Genomic DNA, 22,247 nt, shown 5'->3' with positions numbered 1-22,247 from the left:
CATGAAGTGCTTTTTAAATAGTTGGTGTACGGAGATATTCGTCACCAAGGTGGTCAAGACTGATTGGAGGAAGACATCATGCAATTTCATCTCAACGGTTTCCGGGTCGGGGATCCGATGATCGAGCCAGCTGCCGATGGCGCGCCTCGCGTCGAAATGCCCGATACGGTCGATGTGCGTCACGCTACGCCGCACGGACGCAGCGCGACTCGATGAAAAGGTCGTCGTGCGTGCGCGCTATGTCGTGGGCTGCGATGGCGCGCGCAGTCGCGTGCGCACGGCCATCGGACAAACGCTGCGCGGCGATGCCGCCAATCATGCGTGGGGCGTGATGGATGCGCTCGCCGTCACCAACTATCCGGACATCCGGCTGAAGGCTGCGATTCAGTCTGCGAGCAAGGGCAATCTGCTCATCATTCCGCGCGAAGGCGGCTATCTCGTGCGCTTTTACGTCGATCTTGGCGAAGTCACGCCTGAGAACCGCGACACCATCAAGCAGATCACGGTCGAGCGCATCATTCAGACCGCGCAACGAATTCTGCATCCCTATTCGCTCGACGTGAAAGAGGTCGCGTGGTTCTCGGTTTATGAAGTGGGACAGCGTTTGACCGATCGCTTCGACGACGCAATCGCCGCCGACGGAACATCTCGCGAGCCACGCGTGTTCATCGTCGGCGATGCCTGTCATACGCATAGCGCGAAAGCGGGTCAGGGCATGAACGTTTCGATGCAGGACGGCTTCAATCTCGGCTGGAAGCTCGGCGCAGTGCTGCAAGGGCTTAGCGACGTCGACCTCTTGCGCACGTATTCCGATGAACGCCAGCCCATCGCGCAAGAGCTGATCGACTTCGACAAGGAATGGTCCGCGATGATGGCCGCGCCGCCGAAAGATCCCAATCGCCCTGAAGCAGGCGGTGTCGATCCAACGGAACTGCAGGACTATTTCGTTCGTGCGGGCCGATATACGGCGGGCGTCGCGACGCGATATCGGCCGGGCGCGTTGACGGGCGAATCGACATCTCAATCGCTCGCGAGCGGCTTCACCATCGGCACGCGCTTTCATTCGTCGCCCGTCGTTCGTCTCGCCGATGCGAAGCCGATGCAACTCGGCCACGCGGCACGCGCCGATGGTCGCTGGCGCCTGTACGCTTTTTCGGACGCAAGCGGAAGTGCGCTAAATGCACCGTGCGAACATCTCGCCAAGTCGCCCGATTCGGTCTTGCGTCTCATCACGCCAGAAAATGCCGATGCGGATAGCGTCTTCGATCTTCGCGCAGTGTTGCAACAGCCTCATTGCGAAGTACGACTCGAAGATCTGCATGCGTTGTTGCTGCCGCGCAAGGGACGCTACGGCCTAATTGACTACGAGAAAGCGTTTACGAGCGACGCAGCGACTGATATCTTCGACGAGCGTGGCATCGAGCGGGAACGGGGCGCGCTCGTCGTGGTCCGTCCGGACCAGTACGTCGCGCATGTACTTCCGCTGGACGCCTACGCCGAATTGAATGCGTTTTTGCGGCCCATTTTCCGAACGAACACATCTTCGCTGCACGCTTAGAAATTGCCGACCAAACACGACAACCCCGAAGCGCTTTCCAAATTCACGGGCAGCCTGGTACGCCGCGCCCAGCAGCGCCACATAGCGGTATGGCTCAGCGAAGTCTCCGCCGAGATCACGAGCGTCCAGTACGCGGCGCTCGAAATCTTGCAGAAAACGCCCGGCGTCAATCAACGACAACTCGGCGATGAACTCGACGTGGACCGTTCGACAATCGCCGATCTCGTCGCGCGCATGGTTCGCAATGATTTGATCGAACGCTCGGACGATCCCGTCGACAAACGTAGCTATGTGCTGTTCCTTACTCCCGCCGGCAAGAAGCAGCTTGCGACGTTGCGTCCACGTGTCGAGGAGGTCGAGCGCATTCTCACTGCGAGGCTGACGCCGACCGAATGTCTGGAGTTGCGGCGCCTGCTTTTGGCACTGTTGCCGCTGGGGGAATAGTGCGTTTGTTACTCACAGGGGTGTCGTTGCGGCAGTTCACAAAAGCCGAGGGACTAGTCGGACATAAATCTTATAGGGTCTTTGTGGAAGAATAGCCGCATGCCCCGACCGGCCTCGCCAGTCGGAAGAGCGTGGTATTCCTAAGTTGGCCCCAAACCCCGCGGTACAGAGTGTCGTTTCGTCACGAAGGCGGTCACTTGGAGGAAGACCTCGAGGCAGCGGAAATTGACGACTGCGAAGGCCAGCGACGCGACAATCAACTCAAGGACGCGAGCGACGGTTGTATCGTGGAAGCGGTCGTTGCAGTCGCGCGAGTGCAAACGGCTGCTTCGGGCCAAAGGACTTAGCACAAGCACGCATCCGCTTGAAGTGTCATCCGAAAGCGAGGGGTAGCGATATCAAGACGATGGCGAGAATGTCCGCTTTCGGGTGAGTTCGCTGTTAGGCCGCAGGCGGCCAGCTACTGCAATTCGTCGGTGTGCGCGAAACGACATTCAAACGTCGGCTTTGTAAGAAACAGCAGAGCTGCGCGTGCCATTTACGCTTGTCGAGTCATCGGCCAGAGCTGTCTATTCGTGGATCGTAAGGGACGACACATACATGGACGCTACCGCATCCATGACGACAATTCTTAAAAAAACGAGCCTCATGTGCAACCATGAGACTCGCGAAATCGGCGCGCAACAGAAGAAAGAGGAGTGGCGATCTTCGCCCGCGCCGCGGCCTGGGACCAGGCCCACCTGTACCGGGTCAGCTACACGTTATTTCGTGCCGACGGTTTGCAGCGCCGTCCACTTGCCGTTGCTCACCTTGTAAACCGTCACACCGCCGTACTTCAGATCGCCACGATCGTCGTACGCGAGTTCGTTGGTCGTCACGCCCTTCATCTGCGTTACCTTCAGCACCGGCAGATACTTGTGCGGATCGACCGAGTCGGCCTTCTTCATTGCGTTGAGCACGGCCATCGTGCCGTCGTACGCGTACGGCGAATACAGTTCGACTTCGTTGCCGAAGCGCTTCTTGTAGCGCTCCACATACGACTTGCCGCCCGGCATCTTGTCCAGCGGACTGCCGCCCGACGACGCCAGCGCGCCTTCAGCCGCCGGCCCCGCGATCTTCAGCAGTTCGTCGGAGTGGATCATGTCCGGGCCGATCAGCGTGCTCTTGATCGCCAGCGTACGCATCTGCTTGAGGAACGGCGCGGCTTGCGTGTCCGCGCCGCCATAGAAAATCGCGTCTGCATCCGACTGCTTGATGTGGGTCAGGATTGCGCGGAAATCGACGGCTTTGTCGTTGGTAAACTCTTGCGCGACGACGGTGCCGCCTGCCGCCTTGACCGCCTTGGCGAATTCTTCTGCGACGCCCTGACCGTATGCAGTGCGGTCGTCGACGATGGCGAACCGCTTGAACTTCAGATCCTTCACCGCGTATTCGCCGAGCACGCCGCCCTGTTGCGAGTCGGACGTGACCAGACGGAAGGTCGTCGGCAGGCCTTGCGCGGTGTAGGCCGGTGCGGTGGCGGTCGCGAGTTCGGGGATGCCGGCCTTCGCGTAGATCGGCGCCGCCGGAATGCTGGTGCCGGAGTTGAAGTGGCCGATCACAGCGGCGACGCCGTCATCGACGAGCTTCTGCGCGACCGTCGTGCCGGTGCGCGGGTCGGCCTGGTCGTCAGCCGCATCGAGCACGAAGTGCACCGGCTTGCCGCCGATCACCGGTCTGGTGGCATTGAAGTCTTCGATCGCCAGCGTCACGCCGCTGCGGAAGTCCGCGCCGTAGTGCGCCTGGCCGCCGGTCAGCGGTGCGGCAAAGCCGATCTTCACGTCCTGCGCCTGCGCGAAGGCGCTTACGCCGGTCAAACCGAGCGCGCCCGCGGCCGCGGCCAACGCGAGGTGTTTCATGCCCATGCTCATCTGATGCTCCTCTTTCTTTGTGGAATGACGCGAAACGTCCCCCACCGCGTGCATCCCACGTGGCGTTCGTCCCGCCGTTGCAGACACTGCTTCTTGCTCATCGGACACGCGGCGCTTTCGATGGCGGCGCCGCGTACATTGACGCTTCGTCAGCTCATGTGCGGGTAGGCATAGTGATGGGCCGGCACATAGGTTTCCTTGATCGTGCGCGGCGACACCCAGCGCAGCAGATTCAGCGCGGAGCCGGCCTTGTCGTTGGTACCGCTGCGGCGCGCGCCACCGAACGGCTGCTGACCGACCACCGCGCCGGTCGGTTTGTCGTTGATATAGAAGTTGCCTGCCGCGAAGCGCAGTGCCGCGCTCGCCTCGACCACCGCTGTGCGTTCCTGCGCGAACACGGCGCCGGTCAGTGCGTAGGGCGAAGTCGAATCGACCAGCTTGAGCACGTCGGCCCATTGCGCGTCCGGATAGACGTACACCGACAGCACCGGCCCGAAGATCTCTTCGCGCATCGTCACGAACTGCGGGTCGTCGACTTCGATCACGGTCGGCTGGATGAAGTACCCAGTGCGATCATCCGAACCGCCGCCCGCGACGATCGTGGCGCCGCCCGCTTCCTGTGCCTGGCCGATATAACCGGCAATCCGTTCATATGCCTTACGATCGATCACCGCGCCCATGAAATTGCTGAGGTCCGCGACATCGCCCATTTTCGCGGTGGCGAGGTCGTCGACGAGGCGCGCCTTGACGGCCGGCCACAGCGACGCCGGCACATAAGCGCGCGAGGCCGCACTGCACTTTTGCCCCTGGTATTCGAACGCGCCGCGCAGCAAGGCGGTACTGAGCGCGACCACATCCGCCGACGGATGCGCCAGCACGAAATCCTTGCCGCCGGTCTCGCCGACCAGACGCGGATAGCTGCGATACGTCGGCAGACGCTCGGCCGTCGCGCGCCAGAGCGAATCGAACACCGCCGTCGAGCCGGTGAAATGCAGCCCGGCAAACTCGGACGAACCTAGCGCGATGGATGAAACCGTCTGCGCTTCGCCCGGCACGAAGTTGATCACGCCGGGCGGCAGACCCGCTGCTTCGAGCAACTCGAACACGAAGTAATTGCTGAGCGCGGCCGTCGCGGCCGGCTTCCACAGCACGCTGTTGCCCATCAACGCTGGCGCGCACGCCAGGTTGCCGCCGATTGCGGTGAAGTTGAACGGCGTGACCGCGTACACGAAGCCTTCCAGCGGACGATATTCGAGCGCATTGCGCATGCCGGCCGGCGACACCGGCTGGTTCTGCTGCAGATCACGCGCAAATGCGACGTTCCAGCGCAGGAAGTCGATCAACTCGCACGCCGAGTCGATTTCAGCCTGATATGCGGTCTTGCTCTGGCCGAGCATCGTCGCGGCGTTCAGCTTCTGGCGCCACGGGCCCGCAAGCAAGTCGGCAGCCTTCAGAAACACCGCAGCCCGATCCTCGAAAGACCACTGCGCCCAGTCTCGTTGCGCGTCAGCGGCGGCTTTAATGGCAGCGGCCACATCGTCGCTGCTGGCCTGATGCACGTGCGCGAGCGTATGTGCGTGATCGTGGGGACACACCACCGCTTGCGTCACGCCGCCGGTCAGGCGCTTGCCACCCGCGACTACTGGGATCTGCACCACATCGGCGGATTGCTGCTCAAGCGCGCGGACAAGCTCCGCACGTTCTGACGATCCGGGTGAATACGCTAAGATTGGTTCGTTTCTGGGTGCTTCGAGCATGGCTTTACCAACCTTTGACTGAGGGTCTATCGGATTCATATTCGACTACAATTTATCCATCTATACATCGATTGGATACAATCCTAGCAGCCCACAATTTTGACGACAACCTTTTTCGTCGGTCGGCACACGACCGGCTTTTGCTCATGACGACAGTGCAGGCCAAGGCAGATCAGCGGTCGCTGCCGCAATCCATTCGGGATCAACTGCGCGATGAAATCCTGCGGGGGACGCTCCCGCCGGGCACGCAGCTGCGCCAGGAAAATCTGGCGGAGCGCTTCGGCGCGAGCCGGATTCCCGTGCGGGAGGCGTTGCGGCAGCTCGAAGCGGAAGGATTGGTAAGCTATCAACTCAATCGCGGCGCAGTGGTGATCGCGATGTCGACGAGCGAGATTTGCGAATTGCTCGACATCCGCGCCGCACTCGAAAGTTATGCGGCCAAGCTCGCGGTGCCGAACATGGTGTCCGCCGATATCGATCTGATGAAACGCATCCTCGCCTCATACGACATCGCCACGACGCCCGCAGAATGGGCCGAGTGCAACCGGCAATTCCATCTGGCATTGTGCGCGCCGTCGAATAATGAGCGGCTCAGGAAGATGATCGAGGAGTATTGCCTGAGCACGACGAATCGCTATCCGCATCTGCGGATGTCGCTGGATACGCAAAAGGAAGACGTGCAACGCGACCACTATCAGATTGTCGACGCGTGCAAGCGGCGCGCCGTAGACGAGGTCGTGACACTGCTCGAACAGCACATTCTCGAAACCAAGCGGGAAGTCCTGGCGGCTGCGCGCCTCGGATAGCATAGGCCGACGGGAGCGCGACCTACAGGGCTGGCTCCCGTCGGCTCCGGGGTCTGAGATTCGACCCGGGCATGGACGCGCACCGAGGCGCATGCCCGTCATGCGAACCCGTCAACCGTCTTGCGAATTTCCAGCACCACGCCTGCGTCGGCTCGCGTATCAAAGTATGTGAAGCCCGACCTGTCGACCCGGCGCCCGCGCGCCATTACGCCAAGGCCAAGCGATTTGCCGGCCGATTCCGCGGCATCGCAATCGGCAACCTCGAAGCCAAGGTGGTAGACGCCCTCGCCGTATTCGTTCAGGAAGCGTCGTTGCGGCGAATCCAGCTCGGACGGCTCGCAAAGCTGTAACTGGAAATTGGCGAGATCCACGCACTTGTATCGCATCGCATCGGACGCCGCCTTGTTCGGCACATCGAATTCGACATATTTACCGGCCTTCGGATAGTCGAACCACGGCCCGACGCCAAGACTCTCGTAATACCCGACGGTCTTGTCGAGGTCGTGCACGACGACGCAAACATGGTGAAGTGTGTTGAACGGAGAAGCCACTTGTTGGTCCTTTGATTTCAGTGAACTGCATTGTCGATCGGGGCGGCATGCGCTGCCTCCCCGGCATGGCGCGCCAGAAACTGCTTGCTGCGCTCATGGCGCGGCGCGCTAAAGAACACGGCCGGCGGCGCATCTTCGACGACCTCGCCGTTGACCATGAAGATCACGCGGTCGGCAAACTCGCGTGCGAGCGCCATCTCGTGCGTGGCGATCAGCATCGTGATGTCGTCGTCGGCCAGTTGACGAATCACCGAAATCACCTCCTGCGCCAGTTCGGGATCCAGCGCACTGGTCGGCTCGTCGAGCAGCATCACGCGAGGCTCCATGGCGAGCGCGCGGGCAATCGCGACGCGCTGCTGCTGACCGCCCGAGAGCTGATTCGGGTACGCGTGCGCCTTGTCCTCGAGCCCGACGCGCCGCAGCAGCATCCGTGCGGTATCCTCAGCCTCGCGGCGGGTCTTGCCGAGCACGCTGACTGGCCCGGACATCACGTTTTCAAGCACCTTCAGGTGGCGAAACAGGTTGAAGCTCTGGAAAACCATGCCGATGCCTTGCCTCTGCCGACTGATCTCCTGATCGGCGAGCTCATACAGCACGCCGTTCTTTTCGCGGTAACCGATCAGCTCGCCGTCGACGAAAATCTTGCCGCCGTCGATGGTCTCCAGATGGTTCACGCAACGCAGCAAGGTAGACTTGCCTGCACCGGACGGTCCGAGCACCGCAACGATCTGCCCGCGCGGAACGTGGACATGAACATCGCGCAGCACGGCGTGCGCACCCCGGTATTTGGTGACACCGACAAGATCCACCGCGTTGCATCCAGGACGATTGTTCATGGCTTACCTGTGCGGGTAGAGGCGTTCGAGCAGCATCTGCAGCGCGGTGGCGGCAGCTGTCATGACGAGAAACCAGAAGGCTGCCACCGACAGCAGTTCGACGACGCGGAAATTGGCCGAATAAATATCGGTCGTGACGCGCAGCAGTTCGAGATAACCGATCGCCGACGCAAGCGAGGTCGACTTGAGCAGCAGGATGTACTGGTTGCCCGTTGCCGGCAGGATGATGCGTGCGGCCTGCGGAATAACGACTTTGCTCACGACGTCGCGGTTGCGCATGCCGATCGCGCGAGCCGCATCGCGCTGGCCGGCATCGACCGCACGGAATCCGCCACGGATGATCTCGGCCATATAGGCACCCTCCGCAAGACTGAGGGCGATCAGCGCCGCCATCCACGGTGTGATGAGACTGGTCATCGGCGTGTCGTACAACACCGCCCCGGTAAGCGGTACGACGATATGCAAATGCGGAAACATCGTCGGAAAGGCGTTGAACCAGAAGATCAACTGGATCAGCATTGGAGTGCCGCGAAAGAGGTACACGTAGACTGACGCGAGCGTCGACAGGACGGGGTTGCTGCTTACCCGCATCAGCGCGGCGATGAGTCCCACTGCGCCTGCCAGCACGAGCGCTGATGTACCGAGCAACAGCGAATTACCGGCGCCGATCAGAATCTGCCGGCTGAACAGATAGTCCAGGAAGACATGGACGTCAATTACGCGCGTACTGACAGCCGCCTGGAACACGCCCAGCACCGCCATGAGCACGATTGCGGCAAGGAACCACGATCCATAGGGCCGTCGATGCACGACGCGGCGCGTCGGCCTGGAGGCGGAAGTCCGCGATGTGAGGGAATTTGCGTTCATGCTGCCGATCCTGGTCTGGAAAGGTGGTAACGAACTGGCAGGTCGGGCAAGCGCCGCCATGGACCGCTCCTGCGCGCAAGGAAGGGGCCCGTCATTTGCGCTTGCCAGCCGGCAGGTTGACGGAAATCTCGGGCAGGGCCGCGCCGGACAGACCCCACTTGCCGAGCAGCTTCTGATAGGTTCCGTCGTCAAGCATGCTTTGCATCGCCTTGCGGACCGCATCGCGCAGCGCCGGGTTGCTCTTGCTGAAGCCCCACGACGTGATATAGGGCGTTAGCCGATAGTTGCCACCGACAATCCGATACCGGCCAGGAAACTGCGAACTCATGTAGACAAGGGCGGGCAAGTCGCCGATATAGCCGTCGACGCGCTTCAGATCCACCTGCGCCCTCGCATCGGGCGCCGTCGGCAACTGCTCGGCGCGAATCGGTGGCTTGCCGGCGCTGACGCACCGGGCGGATGCTGCCTCTACCGCAGACATGATCACGCGTCCTCCGAGCATCGTGACAACGCTACGGCCGCAGAAGTCATCGATCGTCGAGAGCGGAGTCTTGTTTTCGCTCAAGACCAGAATGCTCCCACCTGAGAACATGTAGTTCACGAAATCAACTTTCTGCTCGCGCTCCTCCGTATCACTGATGCCGCCGGACGCAATGTCGAAGCGTCCGGCATCGAGCCCGGGAATCAGGGCGGCATATTCGGCCTGCACGTACTCCACTTTCAGATTGAGACGTCTGCCGACCTCTTCGAACAGATCGCGGCTCACGCCAGTGACGTCGCTTCTGCCCGCTTCGCGGAACTCAACCGGCGGAAACGTCTGCTGTGAACCGATCCGCAGGACGCCGCGCGCCCTGACGTCTGCGGGTACAGCAGCTTGCATATCGGTTGCCGCAAACGCCAGATGCGGCGCCATCGCAATCGATGACACGGTCACGGCAGCAAGCAGCATCAGGTGCCGCAAGGACGGAATGGTTTTTCTCATGGTAGTTGCCCCTGTCGGCACGTTGAGTCAACGTATGAAGACGTTATCGCTTAGCGACTATCAGCAGTTTTCCCCGGAATCGCCGACGGATTGGCACGGTCCGCTCGCGGGCATTCGGCCGCCGCATCGAAGCGCGCCTGGACCTTTGCGATGTAGTTGCTCGGGAATTCCCATGCCTTCAGACCAGCCGGAATGTGCTCCCAGTAGAAATTCGGCGGACGCATCTCGATACCCGGATCAGTCAGTCGATAAGTCCAGCAATCGTAGACCTTTCCGTCATCACCGCGGACCGTGAGAAAAAACCGTTCGAAGTCGTCGTAGTCCTGGTTGAACTGCTCCGGTTCGTGCTGGAACACGACGCCGAGCGCGTTTTCGCCGAACGCATCCGACACGCCGTTCAGATGACACCAGCCGCGGTCCGCACGGTCGCTCGCCGCGTGGAACTGTAGACGGTGATTGGCCGCGTAACCCTTCGTGATTGCCTTGCATTGCGGCCAGTAACGGCGGATTTCCGGGTCGTTGAGCCATGTGCAGTACGCAAAGTAATACAGCATCGTCGAATCCTTTTTGAGGTGGTGAATAAAACGGTCTGGAAACCGCGAAAAGAAAACCCGCGCATGGGATGCCGCGCGGTGGGAACGCTACCGACGATATGACAAACACCGGCCCGACTCTGGTCTGTTGCGTCCAACGTTCGAAGCATCGCCACCCACATAATATACCGTATCGTATATGTTAAAAAATACTCGATTGACTAGGGAAAACCCATGCGCGTTTGGCGATACTGATTGACGAAAAAGCGGGTGCGGTAGAGAAGCAGTCAGATGCGCGCGTCACGACGCAAAGCCGCCCAGCGGCGCGCTTTTGGTCAGGAGCGGCCCAGCGGTGAGATAGGCGCGTTATTGCAAACCCGGAAGCACACCGCGACGTGCTCGAGATGTGCGATGACGCGCCGGCGATTCTGTGCCGCCTGCGGGGGCATCATCGAAAAGGCCGGAAGCATGAGACGGTATCGCACCGCCTCGCGCAGATTAATGTTGCAGGGCTGGCTCGACGATCGTCATCGTTCTTTCAACGTGCGCGCGTGCCAGCTGCTCGGCCAGATCTTCGTCGCCTGCGCGCAGTGCGGCCAGCAGGGCACGATGTTCCCGATTACTTTCGGCCAGTTGTGCATCCGAAAACAGGACTGGAACGCGCAGCGCCCAGTAATAGAACTGCGTGCGCTGGTGGAATTCGATCAGGATGTCATTCCCCGATAGGGTCACGATCAACTGATGGAACTCCGTGTTGATGCGGTTGAGCTCGCGCCGGTTCTCGCCCGCGGCGTGCTCCATGGCGTCGATGAGACGTTCCAGTGCGTCGCAATCTTCCTGCGTCACACGGCGCGCGGCAAGACGGGCCGTCGCAGCCTCGATCGCCGCACGGCTTTCGAAAATTGTGCGCACCTGAAGGTGTTCAACGCCCTGCACCTCCCATCCACGATTGCGCGCGATCAACCCTTCGCCCTGCAGCAGCAGCAGGGCTTCGCGCACGGGCGTCCGGCCGACTTCGAGTTGGGTTGCCAGCTCTTCTTCGACCAGCCGTTGCCCCGGCTTGATTTCAGAAGCGAGGATCATGCTGCGAATCCTCGTGCGGACATCGGCAGTAATCAGATTTGACGGATGTTTCATTGGACAGTCAACACAGGTGGTTTTTTGTTTTCACAACCAGACGGCGGTCGTTCTCACGGAATCGAAGACCTCAGCTCCCGGCGGACACGCGGCTCACTACATGAGGCCATTGTCGACCTCGCTCACACATCAATGCATGGCCGGTTCCTCTCGCGCCGTGCGGCCGGTCCAGATCGCCTGACCGGCATACAACGCCAGCGCGCTCCAGATAATGCCGAATGCAGCCATCTGTGGCCCGCTCAGCGGCTCCTTGTACCAGCAGAACGCGAGAAAAAACTGCGCACATGGCGAAATGAACTGAACCAGCCCGAGCGTCGTCAAGCGGATTCGCGTCGCGCCGACGGCGAATAATGTCAGCGGAATCGTGCTCACTGGACCGATGCTGACGAGCATAGCATCCACAGATGCCGGCTCCTGACCGAAACGCATTGTATTCGACGCGTCCAGCCAGCACAGATACGCCAGCGCGAATGGCGCGAGCATCACCGTTTCGAGCGCGAGCCCTTCGAATGCCCCGATGCTCACCATCTTGCGCAAGGCGCCGTAGACCGCAAAGGTCGATGCGAGAAACAGGCCGATCCAGGGCGCGCTACCCGAGGCCATCGCATGCACGGCGACGCCAGCCGCGGCGATCATGAATGCCGCCAGTTGCAGCGGCGCCAGACGCTCCTTGAAGAACAGCGCTCCCAGCAGCACGCTCAGCAATGGATTGATGAAGTTGCCCAGACTCGCCTCGCCGAGGTGCCCGGAGTTGACTGCGCCCGCATACACGATCCAGTTCGACGACAGCAGCGCGGCCGACACCGTACAGAGCAGCAGCACACGCGGATTCCTGATCGCGCGTACGATCGCCGCGCGCCGGCCGGAGACAAGAACGTAACCGGCCATCGCGATGGACGCCCACAGTACCCGGTGCGCCATGATCTCGAATGGGCCGACCGTCTTCAAGGCCTTCAGGTAGACCGGATACACCCCCCAGAAAAGATAGGCGCTGACGACCAATGGCAGGCCATTCGTTCGTTCCTTCATGCTGCTCCAGATCGATACGCCGAGCTGGAACGCATCGACGAAACGGTTATCATATATTTCATCGTGGATTATACAATGTATCGCTAATTTTGCGGAGCGCTGCTCTTATACAAGACGCGGTTCGCACCGCGCGGGCCGTTCACCCGACGCCCCGCACATTCCCCATTGGAAACCACGCTCATGTCCGTTTCGATCCAGATCCATGTGGCCGACTCGCACCTGTACCCAGGGTGCGCGCTCCGCATCGCACGCCTTCCCGATCCGCAGCAGGTGGCCGTTGCCATCGTTGAATTCGCCGACGGTTCGGGTGCGCACGCGACGTGTCATCGACGTGCGCCCGACGAACTCGCGTTAACAGTAGACGGCTACACCACGCAGAAACGCCATCGGGTGGGCACGAAACGGTGGCTGCTGCTGTCCCTCGATGCCGCCCGCGAAACATGGCGCGTCAAGCGGCGTCTTCCGTGAGCGTGCCGGCGCAGTTCAGAACTGATGCCGCAGCCCCAGCCGCGCCACCAGTTGTGCGGAACTGCTCGAGGTGCCGATCACGTGTGCCGGCACGCCCCCTCCCGTGTACTGGTACAGGAGCTTCAGGTGCACATCGGTGCGCTTTGAGAACATGTAGTTTGTGAACAGGTTGATCTGGCTGTAATGCGGTCGGTTGCCGGTCGCAGGATAACCGACATCGCCCTGAGAGAACGTATAGCCGCCCGCCACCGAAACGGCGTTCGTAAAGTAATAGCGGCCCCACACCTGGTAGCTGTCAAAGCGTACGGAAGCGTCGGTGCCGTTGGCGTCGCCGAATTTCGTATTCGTGTATGCGAAGCCCAGCGTCGCGGTGCCGAACGTGTACGCACCGGTCGCGCCGATGATCTGTTCGTTGGCCGGTACCCCGACGAAACCGAATGGCCCTGATTCAGCCGGATTGATCAGATTGTTTGAGCCGAAATTGCCGTCGACGAACTGAGCGGCCGGATTCCGCGCATACAGATACGCAGCTGTCAGATAAACCGGCCCGTTGCTATACGATGCGCCGCCGGCGATCGTGCTTTGTTGCCCGAATGCGCCCGCCACACCGCCGAATGCATACATCCCTTCGACCGCGAAACCGCCGAACTTGCTGCTGACGAACTTGACCGCGTTGTTCACGCGGAAACTGTTGTCCGTGTTGTCGACGTCGCCTGCGTGCGAGTACGGCATGTTGTCCGCAATGAGGTCGACGATCGGATCGTACTGGCGGCCGAAGGTCAGCGTCCCCCAAGCCGTGTTTTGCAGGCCGACGAACGCCTGCCGCCCGAACATCAGGCCGCCCTGGCCGAGTGAGCCGTCGTTGGAATTGAAACCGTTTTCGATCTGGAAGATCGCCCGCAGGCCGCCGCCGAGTTCCTCGATGCCCTTCAGCCCCCAGCGACTGCCCTGCACGGCACCGCTTTCCATTTCAAACAGATGACCTCCGCCCGTGCCCGTGTTGCTAACATACGTCAGGCTCGTATCGATGACACCGTAGAGCGTCACACTGCCCTGCGCAAAGGCGGATACGGAAAGTGTGCTACAGAGTGCGGCACCTAAAAGCTGTTTTTTCATTGTCTTCCTCTTGGCGAATTTAACTTCTTGTGAACAGCAGGACACCTGTCGCGTTCGGTTCACATGGGAACCGGCGACGGATCTGATTTGCTTCAGTCAGGGATTGAATGGACGTTGCAGGCTGGCGCCACCACGCCAGCCCATCGCACTACGGCGCGGACGCGCTCCGGTTGCGCTGCAGAAACGCCTTCGTGCGTTCGCGCTGGGGATTTCTGAAAATCTCGTCGGGCGGACCCTCTTCATGCACATTGCCGCCATCGAGGAAATAGATGCGCGACGAGACCTCGCGCGCGAACGCCATCTCATGCGTGGCGATGACCATCGTCATGCCGGCGCGCGCGAGGTCGGTCATCAGGTTCAGTACTTCGCCGACCAGTTCCGGATCGAGCGCCGACGTGATCTCGTCGAGCAGCAGCATCTTCGGTTCCATCGCCAGCGCGCGGGCAATTGCGACACGCTGCTGCTGGCCGCCCGACAAGCGGTCGGGATAGCAGTCCGCTTTCTTGTCGAGCCCGACACGGGCGAGTAGCGCCATCGCGCGCTGATTCGCTTCCGCCTTCGATACATGCAGCACGTGCCGCGTCGCAAAGCCGACGTTCTCCAGTACCGTCAGATGGGGAAACAGGTTGTAGCTCTGGAACACCATGCCGATGTTCCTGCGCACGAGATCGAAGTCGACGCCGAGGCCCGAGATCACTTCCCCATCGAACCAGATTTCACCGGAATCGATCTCCTCGAGGCCGTTGATGCATCGCAGCAGCGTGGACTTGCCACTGCCCGATCCGCCAATCAGACAGGCGATCTGATGTTCGTCGATCGAAATGCTGAGCCCGTTCAGCACGAGATTCGTCGCGTATTGCTTCTTGACGTCCACTACGTTGATGAGACTCATGGTCAATCCTTCGCCAGCACGGCCTTGCGGTAGCGGCTATTCAGATGGTCGGTGAAGCGGGTCAGTGGAATCGTGATCACGAGGAAGCACAGTGCGACGCCGGTATAAGGTGCGAGACTTGCGCTGTAACTGGAGACCGCCTGCGCGCGGTTGACTGAATCGAGGACGCCGAGGATCGTCACCAGCGAAGTGTCTTTCTGCAGGCTGATGAAGCTGTTCAGCAGTGGCGGAATGATGTGCCGGATCGCCTGCGGCAGGACGACAAGGCGCAGCGTTTGCAGATACGTGAGACCGAGAGAACGCGCCGCCGCCGTCTGGCTCCAGTGCACCGAATGCAATCCAGCGCGAATGATTTCCGAGACGTACGCGCCGTAGTTCAGCGTCAGCGCAAGACAGGCCGCCTGAAAATCCGACATCGACGACAGCACCGGCAGGCCTGTGCGCTGCAGCCCGAGCCCGATGATCAGCAGGACCAGCAGTGACGGGATGCCGCGAAACAGATCGGTATAGATGATCGCGAGCATTCGAGTTGGCGCCCCGGCGGCGCCCGGCAGTTCGCGCACGATGGCGACGACGAGCGCCCACGCGAGTATCAGCACCTCGCACACCATGAACAGCTTCACGTTCACCCAGAACCCGCCGAGGATATAGAGGAAGTTGTTCTTCAGGATGTCAGGCGCGAAGAACGTCTCGAACACCGCGCCATGGTTGGCCGAGAACACGAGGTAAGTCATTGCCAGCGCCGCGAGCAGCACACTGCAACTGATGCCGAGCCATGCGCTCGCCTTGCCGCGCGCCAGTTCGGCACGCGCGGCATTGCGGTTCGCATCGGCCATCCGACGCGCACGCCAGATACGCCAGAGCGCCGCCACGCCGGCAGGCGGAAACACCGCCAGTGCGACGATCGCAGGAATGCAGTCGCGCGGTGAGATCAGCGCCCGGGTGATAGGGGTCGGACGTTGTGTCATTACAAGTTCACTCATATTCGCTATCCGCGGATACGCGACCAGGCTTCAGGCGCCCGCGTTCACGTATCCGTTCGGTTCTCCTTAGGTGGGTGTCAGTCGAGTTCGATACGCGGATAGCGGGACGCATCGACGCCATTGGGCGCGAGATACTGCTTCATCCACTCGTCCAGTTGGCCGCTCTTCTTGAAAGTGGCGATCGCTCGATTGACGGCGTCGAGGTTCTGCGGCGAAGCGGAAGCCGGCAACTGCGCTGCGGCACACGGCGCGGGCACGCCTTTGATCGCGAGAATGCCTGCGACTTCCGTGCCCTCGAAGCCCTTGCCCTTCTGCCGGCCGGCGACGCTCGAGAAATCATCGAGCACCGCCTGCACCGAGCCGGACAGCAGCGCGTTGTATTCGGTCGGGCCGTCCTGGAAGCTCTTCGGTGTGAGTTCGGGATGCAAATGTTCCATAATCAATCCCGCGTAGCCGCCGGTCACCATGCCCCATTGCAGCTTGCGTGCGTCGGCGGCGCTCTTGATGACGGTGCCTTTCTTCACGAGAACCCCACTGTCCTCGATGTAGTAGCACTCGGAGTACTTGTTGACTTTCTCGCGGGCAGGCGTCCTGAAGATGGTCATCAGGCCGATGTCGTAGTTGGTCGCCGTGCCGGAAATGAGCGCGGTGAACGACACGTTGCGGAACACGACCTTATCGATGCCCCACTGCTTCGCCATGGCGCGCGCCATCTCCCATTCGACGCCGCCGCTGATGTTTTCCGGATCGGTGCCGTTCATCCAGCCCGGATTGCCGACTTCGGTGGCAATCGTCAGCACGCCAGGCGTGACGGGCTTGAAGTCGCCGGGGGCGGCATTTGCCGCGGTCATGCACGCAGTACCCAGCAACAGCGCCGCCGCAGCAGCGCGTAAAACACGAGGAGCAATGGTCACAGCGATTTCCCTTTTGAAGGTCGATGAGAACAACGGATAACTAGATCAGATCGGTCACGGACACCTGCGTGGACGGCTGCGCGCGCGTGTCCCACCCGTCGAAGCGGCGGGCGGAGAAGGCATCGAGTTCAAGAAATGGACAGGCACCGGCTGCCAGCACGACGGTTTCGGTGGCAATCGTGCCTTGCGGAGTCGCGACCCCGCTTATGCGGCCATTCCGGGTTTCGAGCGCGAGCGCGGGCGTGCGGGTCAGCAGTGTTACACCTGCGCGGCGGGCGCCTGCGTGCAAGGCGTCGGTCGCGAGGGCACCATACGCGTAGCCGGCGTCCGGCTCCCATGACGCCAGCGTGTCATCGCAGACGAGATGAGGCTGAAGGGCACGCAGTTCCTGGCTGTCGATGACGCGCGCGCGTCCGCCGAGCCGGTTCACCATCGAGACGTTGGCGCGCACTTCGCCCGCCACACTAGCGTTGTCGAGCCACAAAAAGCCCGACTGCACGAAGCCGCACGTGCCGCCGACGAGACTGTCCCAGTGGCGAAACACGGCAAGGCTGCGGATCGCCAGCGCAGCCTCAGGCTCGTTAGCGTGGTACTGACGCAGCAAACCCATGCCACGGCTCGACGCGCCGGCACCGGGAAACGCGCGGTCAAGCACGATCACATCGGTAATCCCCCGCTGTGCGAGATAGAACGCGGCCGCAGCCCCGTTGATGCCCGCGCCGACCACAACCACAGTTGCCTTCCCGCGACGCAGCTTGTCCATGTGAATTCCGAATATTTCGATCGAAGCCTGTGCGTGTCCGTGCCCCCTGGTCATGCTGTAGAGCGGGCGAATAAGCGTTCACTTAGCGAGCCAACGCGCGTCTGTAGCGCCCGAAACCGACAGGGTTATTGGATGTGATGAAATATACGAAGACATATATTGCGTGTCAACATCGGGAAACAACCGATACGGGGCGCGTCGGTAAGCGCCCCTTCTCGACCCGTTCACAGCAGTGGCGCATCAGTTCCACGCTTTGCAGCCAGTCCAGAATGAACAACGTTCGCTCGATGCGGCCCAGCCCAGCTCACGCAGAGCAACGGCCAGACCATTTTGACGTGGATAGCTGCCGAGCTTGCGCAGCATCAGCGAGGCAGTCACATTCGCCGGCGCCGGCACACTCAGCCTATACTTCATATCGACTGATGAATGCCGGGGCGATACCAGAGCGCCGTCTTCGCCGCCGACGGGCAGCCCCGGGCTGTCGGGCTTGTGACCACGGTTAATGGCTGCTTGCTCCTCAAGGCCTTAGCGGTGGTCCTCACCCATCCGTTCTTCTTTCAAGATCTCGCCCTCAAATTCAAGAGCCACTCGTCCCACGGAATGGCGATCGTGGCAGCCGCGCTGGAGGCCGTTTCGTGGCCTATGTGACGTGGCGCATTACCGGTCATCCGGCGGAGCCGCTGTTGCACTAAATGACGTTTGGTTTTCTCTCCTGCTGGGAATGATGTCGAACCCGACACGATGGAGGGCATCACATGAAAGATTTGACCCTTGAAAAACCGCCGATCCATATCACCGTCATAGCGATTGCTTACGTGATCTGCGGACTGTGGTACTTCAGTTGGCGCCTGACAGCTATCAACTGGCATCTACCGCTTTTCTCGATCCCGCTCTACGGCGCAGAACTATTCGGTTTCGTCACAGGCTTGCTGTACCTTTTGATGACCTATCGGTTAGCCGTACGATCGGTGCCAACCCCGACACGCGGTGCTACCGTCGACGTGTTCGTGCCGACGTATAACGAGTCGGTCGAACTGGTTCGCCGCACGTTGCAGGCAGCGCAAAATATCGGGTATCCGCACCGGACCTGGTTGCTCGACGACGGCCATCGCGAAGAAATGCTGGTGCTGGCACGCGAACTCGGCTGCGACTACCTTGCGCGAAGTGAAAACAGTCACGCGAAGGCTGGCAATCTGAACAACGCCCTCAAACACAGCAACGGCGAATTCATCGCGATCTTCGACGCGGACCATGCGGCGCGCAAGGATTTCCTCGACAAGACGCTGGGCTACTTTGCCGATCCGACAGTAGCGTTCGTACAGACGCCGCAGGACTTCTACAACGTCGATTCATTCAACCATCGCGTGGGAGGGCGTCGCGTCTGGAACGAGCAGTCGCTCTTCTTCAAGGTTATCCAGCGCGGCAAGGATACGTGGAATGCAACCTTCTTCTGCGGTAGCTGCGCGGTGCTACGCCGCAGTGCGTTGGAAGCGATCGGCGGCTTTGCGACCGAGACGGTCACAGAAGATATCCACACGTCGATCAAGCTGCACAAGCAGGGATATCGCTCCGTGTACCAGCCGGAATCGCTTGCATTCGGCCTGGCCCCGCATAGCATCGACACCTACCTGCAACAGCGGATTCGTTGGGGCATGGGCGGTATGCAGGTGCTACGGCGCGAGCGCATTCTTTCCAGCCCTGGGCTGACGTTGGCGCAGCGACTGAACTACCTCGCGTCGATGCTCATTTACTTCGAGGGATGGCAAAAGCTTGTCTTCTTCATGACTTCGCCCGCGGTATTCTTCTTTGGCATCTTGCCAATCAGCGCGCCGATGAGCGAATTTCTGACCTATTTCCTGGCGTACTACGCGCTTTCTTCGCTGATGTACACGGAACTGGCACGAGGCTACGGCGCGCTGTTTCTGAGCGAGCAGTACGGCATGGTGCGATTCTTTGCATTCATGTTAACGACCGCTGGCCTGTTTCGCAGGAAGATCGGCTTCTCGGTCACCAGCAAGGAATTGTCACTTGCAGGCCGCGCCTGGCTCTGGCTATCGCCGTCGCTGATCGTTGCAGGACTGACCGCATCGAGCATTCCGGTCGGCCTCTACCGGATGGTTCACGGCACGTTACCGGTGGGTGCCGGCATCGCGAACACTGTATGGGCGTGTGCCACGATCACAACCGCGAGTGTCATTGCATGGTTTAGTCATCACCGGGCGCAGAACCGGCGCACCGAATATCGTTTCCCATTGCATATACCAATGATGCTGACGCTGGACGGCAGGTCGTTTCCAGGTCTGTCGGAAGACCTTTCGGCAAGCGGCGCGCTTTACCACGGAGAAGTTCCCGCCCGGTTGTCGCCTGAAAGCAGCCCGGAGGTCGAGATCCACCTGCCGAACCTCGTCATACGTACAAAGGCGAGTGTTACGTTCGTCGGAGGCGATCACGGCATCGCCAATTCTGATCGAACGATCGGATTGCGCTTTAGCTGGGCTTCGGCAGACCTGAGTCGCCCACTTGAGACGTTCCTGTTCGGCAGCAGTCTGCAATTCGAACAGGGAGGCGTGACCGACCAGCGGACAACCCTGTTGACGCGTCTTGCGCGCGGCACCCCCACCAGTACGAGTGTGCTGGGTGCGGGTACTTGTTGGGCGCCGGGATTCTTGATCCGGTCACGCGACGCTCATCCGGTACCCGTTGCCGTGGTGTCGGCGGTACGCGATACCGGCGACATGTGGTGGATCCTCAGCAATAGCGAGCTCGACACGAGCCTGGAGGTATTTCTGCGCCAGCGCCGGGCGGGCAGCGAAACGACGCAGCGCGTCTCATTGAGTTCGAGCGGAAGTCTGGATACACCGACTGGGCAAATGCATCTATACGACGTCACGTCGCGTCATTCGCTGACGCTGCATAATCTCGGGAACGAAGATGACGAAAATCACGCCGATCAATCGAGCAATACCTCGCCGGCTGGCGATCGCAATCGCCGCTTGCGCCCTGCCATTTAGCCTGTCGGCGCTCGCAGGGCAGCCGTTGATATTTGCCGGCGCATCGATCGCCGAGCAAGGTGAACGCAACGAATACCTCGGCGGCACGGCACCATTTTTTTCCAGTCGCTTCCTGACCCAGCGGCTCGCGATCAGCGACTATTACTATCAGTACGGCACGAACGGAACGACCGTCAAGGTCAGGGGACAGGCAGTCGAGGCAGCCATGGGCGCGCAGGCCGCCTGGCAAGGCGGATGGGTTGAAGCATCGACCGGTCCGCGGTTTCGCGATAACCGCGTGACGCCCTCCGGTGCTAACGCGCGTGCCGACGGCAGCCAATGGGGGCTCGCGCTTGGTTTGCAGGGTGAGCAGCGTTTCGGTCAGGATTGGGCTTTTAACGGGATTGGTTCTTACACGATCGGACCGGCATCGTATTGGGGCCGAGCCCGCTTTCTGCATCGAACGTTCGGCGATGCGTGGGCCGGCGTCGAAGTGATCAAGCACGGCGACCCCGACTATCGGGCCACGCAAGGCGGCCTTGTGCTAACGGGCATCAAGATTGGCGAGAAGTTCGACATTGGATTCTATGCCGGCGTGAAGAAGACGAGCGGCCAGCCGCGTTCCTTTTATGGCGGCACCGAACTGACCAAGGGATTCTGACCCTGCGCTCCACAGCGTCTGTGTGCTTGCGACCTACAAATCCGATAAGGCCTTCGCGGATTAACGAGGTTAGGGCGCGTCGCCGAAACATGACGAATTCACGGGCAAGATGCCATTACAATCCAGCACTTCGATCCGACAACCGTGATTTGCGCCATGAGATACCTCCTTGCATCGATACTCGCGGCGGTCATCGCGGCCGCCAGCACGGCCGCGAAAGCCGAAACATCCGGTGGCGGCGATACACCCAAACAGCAGTGCGCCATTGGGTATGTCACCGGCGTCGGTGGATCGGCACAGAGCGTTCGTGAATACCTTGCGACCCCCGACAGAGACAAATATCGCTACCTTGCAGACAACCCAATCCAATGCCGGGTCTCCGACGAGGGTCGCACGTCTGCCTGTACCGGCATCACGAGCCTTCGGCATGAAAAAGTCAGCGTGTACGACGACATCGACAGTGCGACGATGGCCGTGGTCGCGCGCGTGGAACTCGACCGGGGGACATACCCGGCGATTATCGTTGTGCAAAAGCAGGATGTGAAATGCGAGGAGTGAATGCGCTCACGGCGCTAACCGATGACGATTCGGTCCTCAGCACGGGATCCGGCTGTCATTTGGCGAATCTGCAGCTTTGCGCAGCGCTGCTCCGTCCGGCTCCGTGAACCGTGTCTCCAGGTCGATGTCTTTGCTTGCTCGAAGCATTGCTGCGACCAGCACACCAAAGCACGCGCCAAAGAACCCTCCCACTCCAAAGCCAAGTAAGAATTCCATCGTTTTCCCCCGTTGCAATTGATTGCAGGATAGAAACCAATCGTTCATTCGCTGTCGGTGAGGGGCGCGCGCTCGAAATGACGCACCCTGCGCAGCACTATCCTGATACCCCGAGCGCACCACACCGCCAATGTCGACCGCGATCACGCCGCGCTGATAGCGCTCGCGGTTGCAGCCTTTCAATCGTCGCGCGTGACGCGAGAGACTAAATGACAAGGATCACGCTGAGGACGCGAGACGTATTTTCGTTTCCCGTCCTGCAGGAAATGCGAATGA

At 60.7% G+C, this 22,247-nt stretch carries 22 protein-coding genes and 2 pseudogenes; 8 read left to right on the top strand and 16 right to left on the bottom strand.

What is annotated here, in order from left to right:
* Window positions 1-78: 78 nt before the first annotated feature.
* The 3 genes and pseudogenes from AC07WT_RS22580 (at window position 79) to AC07WT_RS22570 (ending at window position 2,002) form a co-directional block, all read left to right on the top strand.
* The gene (locus AC07WT_RS22580; protein WP_494948662.1) at window positions 79-216 is read left to right on the top strand and encodes a hypothetical protein; all 138 of its coding nucleotides are present in this window, start codon (window positions 79-81) and stop codon (window positions 214-216) included.
* Window positions 179-1,558, top strand: a pseudogene (locus AC07WT_RS22575) (FAD-dependent monooxygenase); the annotation flags it as partial. The gene AC07WT_RS22580 and the pseudogene AC07WT_RS22575, both read left to right, overlap by 38 nt.
* A 3-nt stretch (window positions 1,559-1,561) precedes the next feature.
* Complete coding sequence (locus AC07WT_RS22570; RefSeq protein ID WP_494948661.1) at window positions 1,562-2,002, top strand: MarR family winged helix-turn-helix transcriptional regulator; 441 nt, start codon at window positions 1,562-1,564, stop codon at window positions 2,000-2,002.
* 761 nt (window positions 2,003-2,763) lie between these two features.
* Here the strand turns inward: AC07WT_RS22570 and AC07WT_RS22565 are convergent.
* Both AC07WT_RS22565 and pruA read right to left on the bottom strand, forming a co-directional pair.
* Complete coding sequence (locus AC07WT_RS22565) at window positions 2,764-3,912, bottom strand: branched-chain amino acid ABC transporter substrate-binding protein (RefSeq protein WP_494948660.1); 1,149 nt, start codon at window positions 3,910-3,912, stop codon at window positions 2,764-2,766.
* 149 nt (window positions 3,913-4,061) lie between these two features.
* Window positions 4,062-5,669: an L-glutamate gamma-semialdehyde dehydrogenase gene (pruA, locus tag AC07WT_RS22560; protein ID WP_494948659.1), complete on the bottom strand. Its 1,608-nt coding sequence runs from the start codon at window positions 5,667-5,669 to the stop codon at window positions 4,062-4,064.
* Window positions 5,670-5,815: 146 nt separating this feature from the next.
* On the opposite strand from pruA, the gene AC07WT_RS22555 reads away from it, so the two are divergent.
* The gene (locus AC07WT_RS22555) at window positions 5,816-6,475 is read left to right on the top strand and encodes a GntR family transcriptional regulator (RefSeq protein ID WP_492591234.1); all 660 of its coding nucleotides are present in this window, start codon (window positions 5,816-5,818) and stop codon (window positions 6,473-6,475) included.
* Between the two features lie 98 nt (window positions 6,476-6,573).
* Here the strand turns inward: AC07WT_RS22555 and AC07WT_RS22550 are convergent, their stop codons facing one another.
* The 7 genes from AC07WT_RS22550 to rarD form a co-directional block, all read right to left on the bottom strand.
* Window positions 6,574-7,026 (bottom strand): VOC family protein, encoded by a 453-nt coding sequence (locus AC07WT_RS22550; protein ID WP_494948658.1) that lies wholly within the window; start codon window positions 7,024-7,026, stop codon window positions 6,574-6,576.
* A 17-nt stretch (window positions 7,027-7,043) separates the two neighbouring features.
* Window positions 7,044-7,862: an amino acid ABC transporter ATP-binding protein gene (locus tag AC07WT_RS22545; protein ID WP_494948657.1), complete on the bottom strand. Its 819-nt coding sequence runs from the start codon at window positions 7,860-7,862 to the stop codon at window positions 7,044-7,046.
* 3 nt (window positions 7,863-7,865) lie between these two features.
* A complete protein-coding gene (locus AC07WT_RS22540) occupies window positions 7,866-8,729 on the bottom strand; it encodes an amino acid ABC transporter permease (protein WP_494948656.1) in 864 nt (287 codons plus the stop codon).
* Window positions 8,730-8,820: 91 nt separating this feature from the next.
* Window positions 8,821-9,711, bottom strand: a complete 891-nt coding sequence (locus AC07WT_RS22535; RefSeq protein ID WP_494948655.1) for an ABC transporter substrate-binding protein — start codon at window positions 9,709-9,711, stop codon at window positions 8,821-8,823.
* 50 nt (window positions 9,712-9,761) lie between these two features.
* Complete coding sequence (locus tag AC07WT_RS22530; RefSeq protein ID WP_492591239.1) at window positions 9,762-10,265, bottom strand: gamma-glutamylcyclotransferase; 504 nt, start codon at window positions 10,263-10,265, stop codon at window positions 9,762-9,764.
* A gap of 477 nt (window positions 10,266-10,742) precedes the next feature.
* The gene (locus tag AC07WT_RS22525; RefSeq protein WP_494948654.1) at window positions 10,743-11,381 is read right to left on the bottom strand and encodes a GntR family transcriptional regulator; all 639 of its coding nucleotides are present in this window, start codon (window positions 11,379-11,381) and stop codon (window positions 10,743-10,745) included.
* Between the two features lie 129 nt (window positions 11,382-11,510).
* Window positions 11,511-12,410 (bottom strand): EamA family transporter RarD, encoded by a 900-nt coding sequence (gene rarD, locus AC07WT_RS22520; RefSeq protein ID WP_494948653.1) that lies wholly within the window; start codon window positions 12,408-12,410, stop codon window positions 11,511-11,513.
* Between the two features lie 180 nt (window positions 12,411-12,590).
* Here rarD and AC07WT_RS22515 point away from each other — a divergent pair, with 180 nt between their 5' ends.
* Window positions 12,591-12,878, top strand: coding sequence for a hypothetical protein (locus tag AC07WT_RS22515; protein ID WP_492591242.1), 288 nt, complete (start codon window positions 12,591-12,593; stop codon window positions 12,876-12,878).
* Window positions 12,879-12,893: 15 nt separating this feature from the next.
* On the opposite strand, the gene AC07WT_RS22510 is transcribed toward AC07WT_RS22515, so the two are convergent.
* The 6 genes and pseudogenes from AC07WT_RS22510 to AC07WT_RS22485 form a co-directional block, all read right to left on the bottom strand.
* Window positions 12,894-13,994: a porin gene (locus tag AC07WT_RS22510; protein ID WP_494948652.1), complete on the bottom strand. Its 1,101-nt coding sequence runs from the start codon at window positions 13,992-13,994 to the stop codon at window positions 12,894-12,896.
* Window positions 13,995-14,142: 148 nt separating this feature from the next.
* On the bottom strand, window positions 14,143-14,886 hold the full coding sequence (locus AC07WT_RS22505) for an amino acid ABC transporter ATP-binding protein (protein ID WP_492591244.1): 744 nt from the start codon (window positions 14,884-14,886) through the stop codon (window positions 14,143-14,145).
* A 2-nt stretch (window positions 14,887-14,888) separates the two neighbouring features.
* Window positions 14,889-15,869, bottom strand: a complete 981-nt coding sequence (locus AC07WT_RS22500) for an amino acid ABC transporter permease (RefSeq protein WP_494948651.1) — start codon at window positions 15,867-15,869, stop codon at window positions 14,889-14,891.
* 77 nt (window positions 15,870-15,946) lie between these two features.
* The gene (locus AC07WT_RS22495) at window positions 15,947-16,783 is read right to left on the bottom strand and encodes a substrate-binding periplasmic protein (RefSeq protein WP_494948650.1); all 837 of its coding nucleotides are present in this window, start codon (window positions 16,781-16,783) and stop codon (window positions 15,947-15,949) included.
* Window positions 16,784-16,823: 40 nt separating this feature from the next.
* Complete coding sequence (locus AC07WT_RS22490; protein WP_494948649.1) at window positions 16,824-17,546, bottom strand: NAD(P)/FAD-dependent oxidoreductase; 723 nt, start codon at window positions 17,544-17,546, stop codon at window positions 16,824-16,826.
* A 208-nt stretch (window positions 17,547-17,754) separates the two neighbouring features.
* Window positions 17,755-17,924, bottom strand: a pseudogene (locus AC07WT_RS22485) (Tn3 family transposase); the annotation flags it as partial.
* A 377-nt stretch (window positions 17,925-18,301) separates the two neighbouring features.
* Here AC07WT_RS22485 and AC07WT_RS22480 point away from each other — a divergent pair.
* The 3 genes from AC07WT_RS22480 to AC07WT_RS22470 all read left to right on the top strand — a co-directional run bounded on the left by AC07WT_RS22480 (window position 18,302) and on the right by AC07WT_RS22470 (window position 21,755).
* Window positions 18,302-20,557, top strand: a complete 2,256-nt coding sequence (locus AC07WT_RS22480; RefSeq protein WP_494948648.1) for a glycosyltransferase family 2 protein — start codon at window positions 18,302-18,304, stop codon at window positions 20,555-20,557.
* The gene (bcsS, locus tag AC07WT_RS22475) at window positions 20,478-21,197 is read left to right on the top strand and encodes a cellulose biosynthesis protein BcsS (protein WP_494948647.1); all 720 of its coding nucleotides are present in this window, start codon (window positions 20,478-20,480) and stop codon (window positions 21,195-21,197) included. The genes AC07WT_RS22480 and bcsS overlap by 80 nt, the downstream gene beginning before the upstream one ends.
* A 156-nt stretch (window positions 21,198-21,353) precedes the next feature.
* On the top strand, window positions 21,354-21,755 hold the full coding sequence (locus AC07WT_RS22470) for a hypothetical protein (protein WP_494948646.1): 402 nt from the start codon (window positions 21,354-21,356) through the stop codon (window positions 21,753-21,755).
* A gap of 36 nt (window positions 21,756-21,791) precedes the next feature.
* Here the strand turns inward: AC07WT_RS22470 and AC07WT_RS22465 are convergent, their stop codons facing one another.
* Window positions 21,792-22,154 (bottom strand): hypothetical protein, encoded by a 363-nt coding sequence (locus AC07WT_RS22465; RefSeq protein WP_494948645.1) that lies wholly within the window; start codon window positions 22,152-22,154, stop codon window positions 21,792-21,794.
* Window positions 22,155-22,247 lie beyond the last annotated feature (93 nt).

This window comes from Paraburkholderia sp. GW821-FHT02A12 (assembly GCF_059422005.1).
This window is presented reverse-complemented; position numbering and strand designations above follow the sequence as displayed.

Bases quoted from the DNA above. Each gene is read 5' to 3' on its own strand.
- AC07WT_RS22525 (WP_494948654.1), bottom strand. From the start codon at position 11,381: ATGAAACATCCGTCAAATCTGATTACTGCCGATGTCCGCACGAGGATT.
- AC07WT_RS22545 (WP_494948657.1), bottom strand. From the start codon at position 7,862: ATGAACAATCGTCCTGGATGCAACGCGGTGGATCTTGTCGGTGTCACC.
- AC07WT_RS22515 (WP_492591242.1), top strand. From the start codon at position 12,591: ATGTCCGTTTCGATCCAGATCCATGTGGCCGACTCGCACCTGTACCCA.
- rarD (WP_494948653.1), bottom strand. From the start codon at position 12,410: ATGAAGGAACGAACGAATGGCCTGCCATTGGTCGTCAGCGCCTATCTT.
- AC07WT_RS22530 (WP_492591239.1), bottom strand. From the start codon at position 10,265: ATGCTGTATTACTTTGCGTACTGCACATGGCTCAACGACCCGGAAATC.
- bcsS (WP_494948647.1), top strand. From the start codon at position 20,478: ATGACGAAAATCACGCCGATCAATCGAGCAATACCTCGCCGGCTGGCG.
- AC07WT_RS22480 (WP_494948648.1), top strand. From the start codon at position 18,302: ATGAAAGATTTGACCCTTGAAAAACCGCCGATCCATATCACCGTCATA.
- AC07WT_RS22555 (WP_492591234.1), top strand. From the start codon at position 5,816: ATGACGACAGTGCAGGCCAAGGCAGATCAGCGGTCGCTGCCGCAATCC.
- AC07WT_RS22500 (WP_494948651.1), bottom strand. From the start codon at position 15,869: ATGAGTGAACTTGTAATGACACAACGTCCGACCCCTATCACCCGGGCG.
- AC07WT_RS22565 (WP_494948660.1), bottom strand. From the start codon at position 3,912: ATGAGCATGGGCATGAAACACCTCGCGTTGGCCGCGGCCGCGGGCGCG.
- AC07WT_RS22470 (WP_494948646.1), top strand. From the start codon at position 21,354: ATGAGATACCTCCTTGCATCGATACTCGCGGCGGTCATCGCGGCCGCC.
- AC07WT_RS22535 (WP_494948655.1), bottom strand. From the start codon at position 9,711: ATGAGAAAAACCATTCCGTCCTTGCGGCACCTGATGCTGCTTGCTGCC.
- pruA (WP_494948659.1), bottom strand. From the start codon at position 5,669: ATGCTCGAAGCACCCAGAAACGAACCAATCTTAGCGTATTCACCCGGA.
- AC07WT_RS22490 (WP_494948649.1), bottom strand. From the start codon at position 17,546: ATGGACAAGCTGCGTCGCGGGAAGGCAACTGTGGTTGTGGTCGGCGCG.
- AC07WT_RS22540 (WP_494948656.1), bottom strand. From the start codon at position 8,729: ATGAACGCAAATTCCCTCACATCGCGGACTTCCGCCTCCAGGCCGACG.
- AC07WT_RS22505 (WP_492591244.1), bottom strand. From the start codon at position 14,886: ATGAGTCTCATCAACGTAGTGGACGTCAAGAAGCAATACGCGACGAAT.
- AC07WT_RS22580 (WP_494948662.1), top strand. From the start codon at position 79: ATGCAATTTCATCTCAACGGTTTCCGGGTCGGGGATCCGATGATCGAG.
- AC07WT_RS22510 (WP_494948652.1), bottom strand. From the start codon at position 13,994: ATGAAAAAACAGCTTTTAGGTGCCGCACTCTGTAGCACACTTTCCGTA.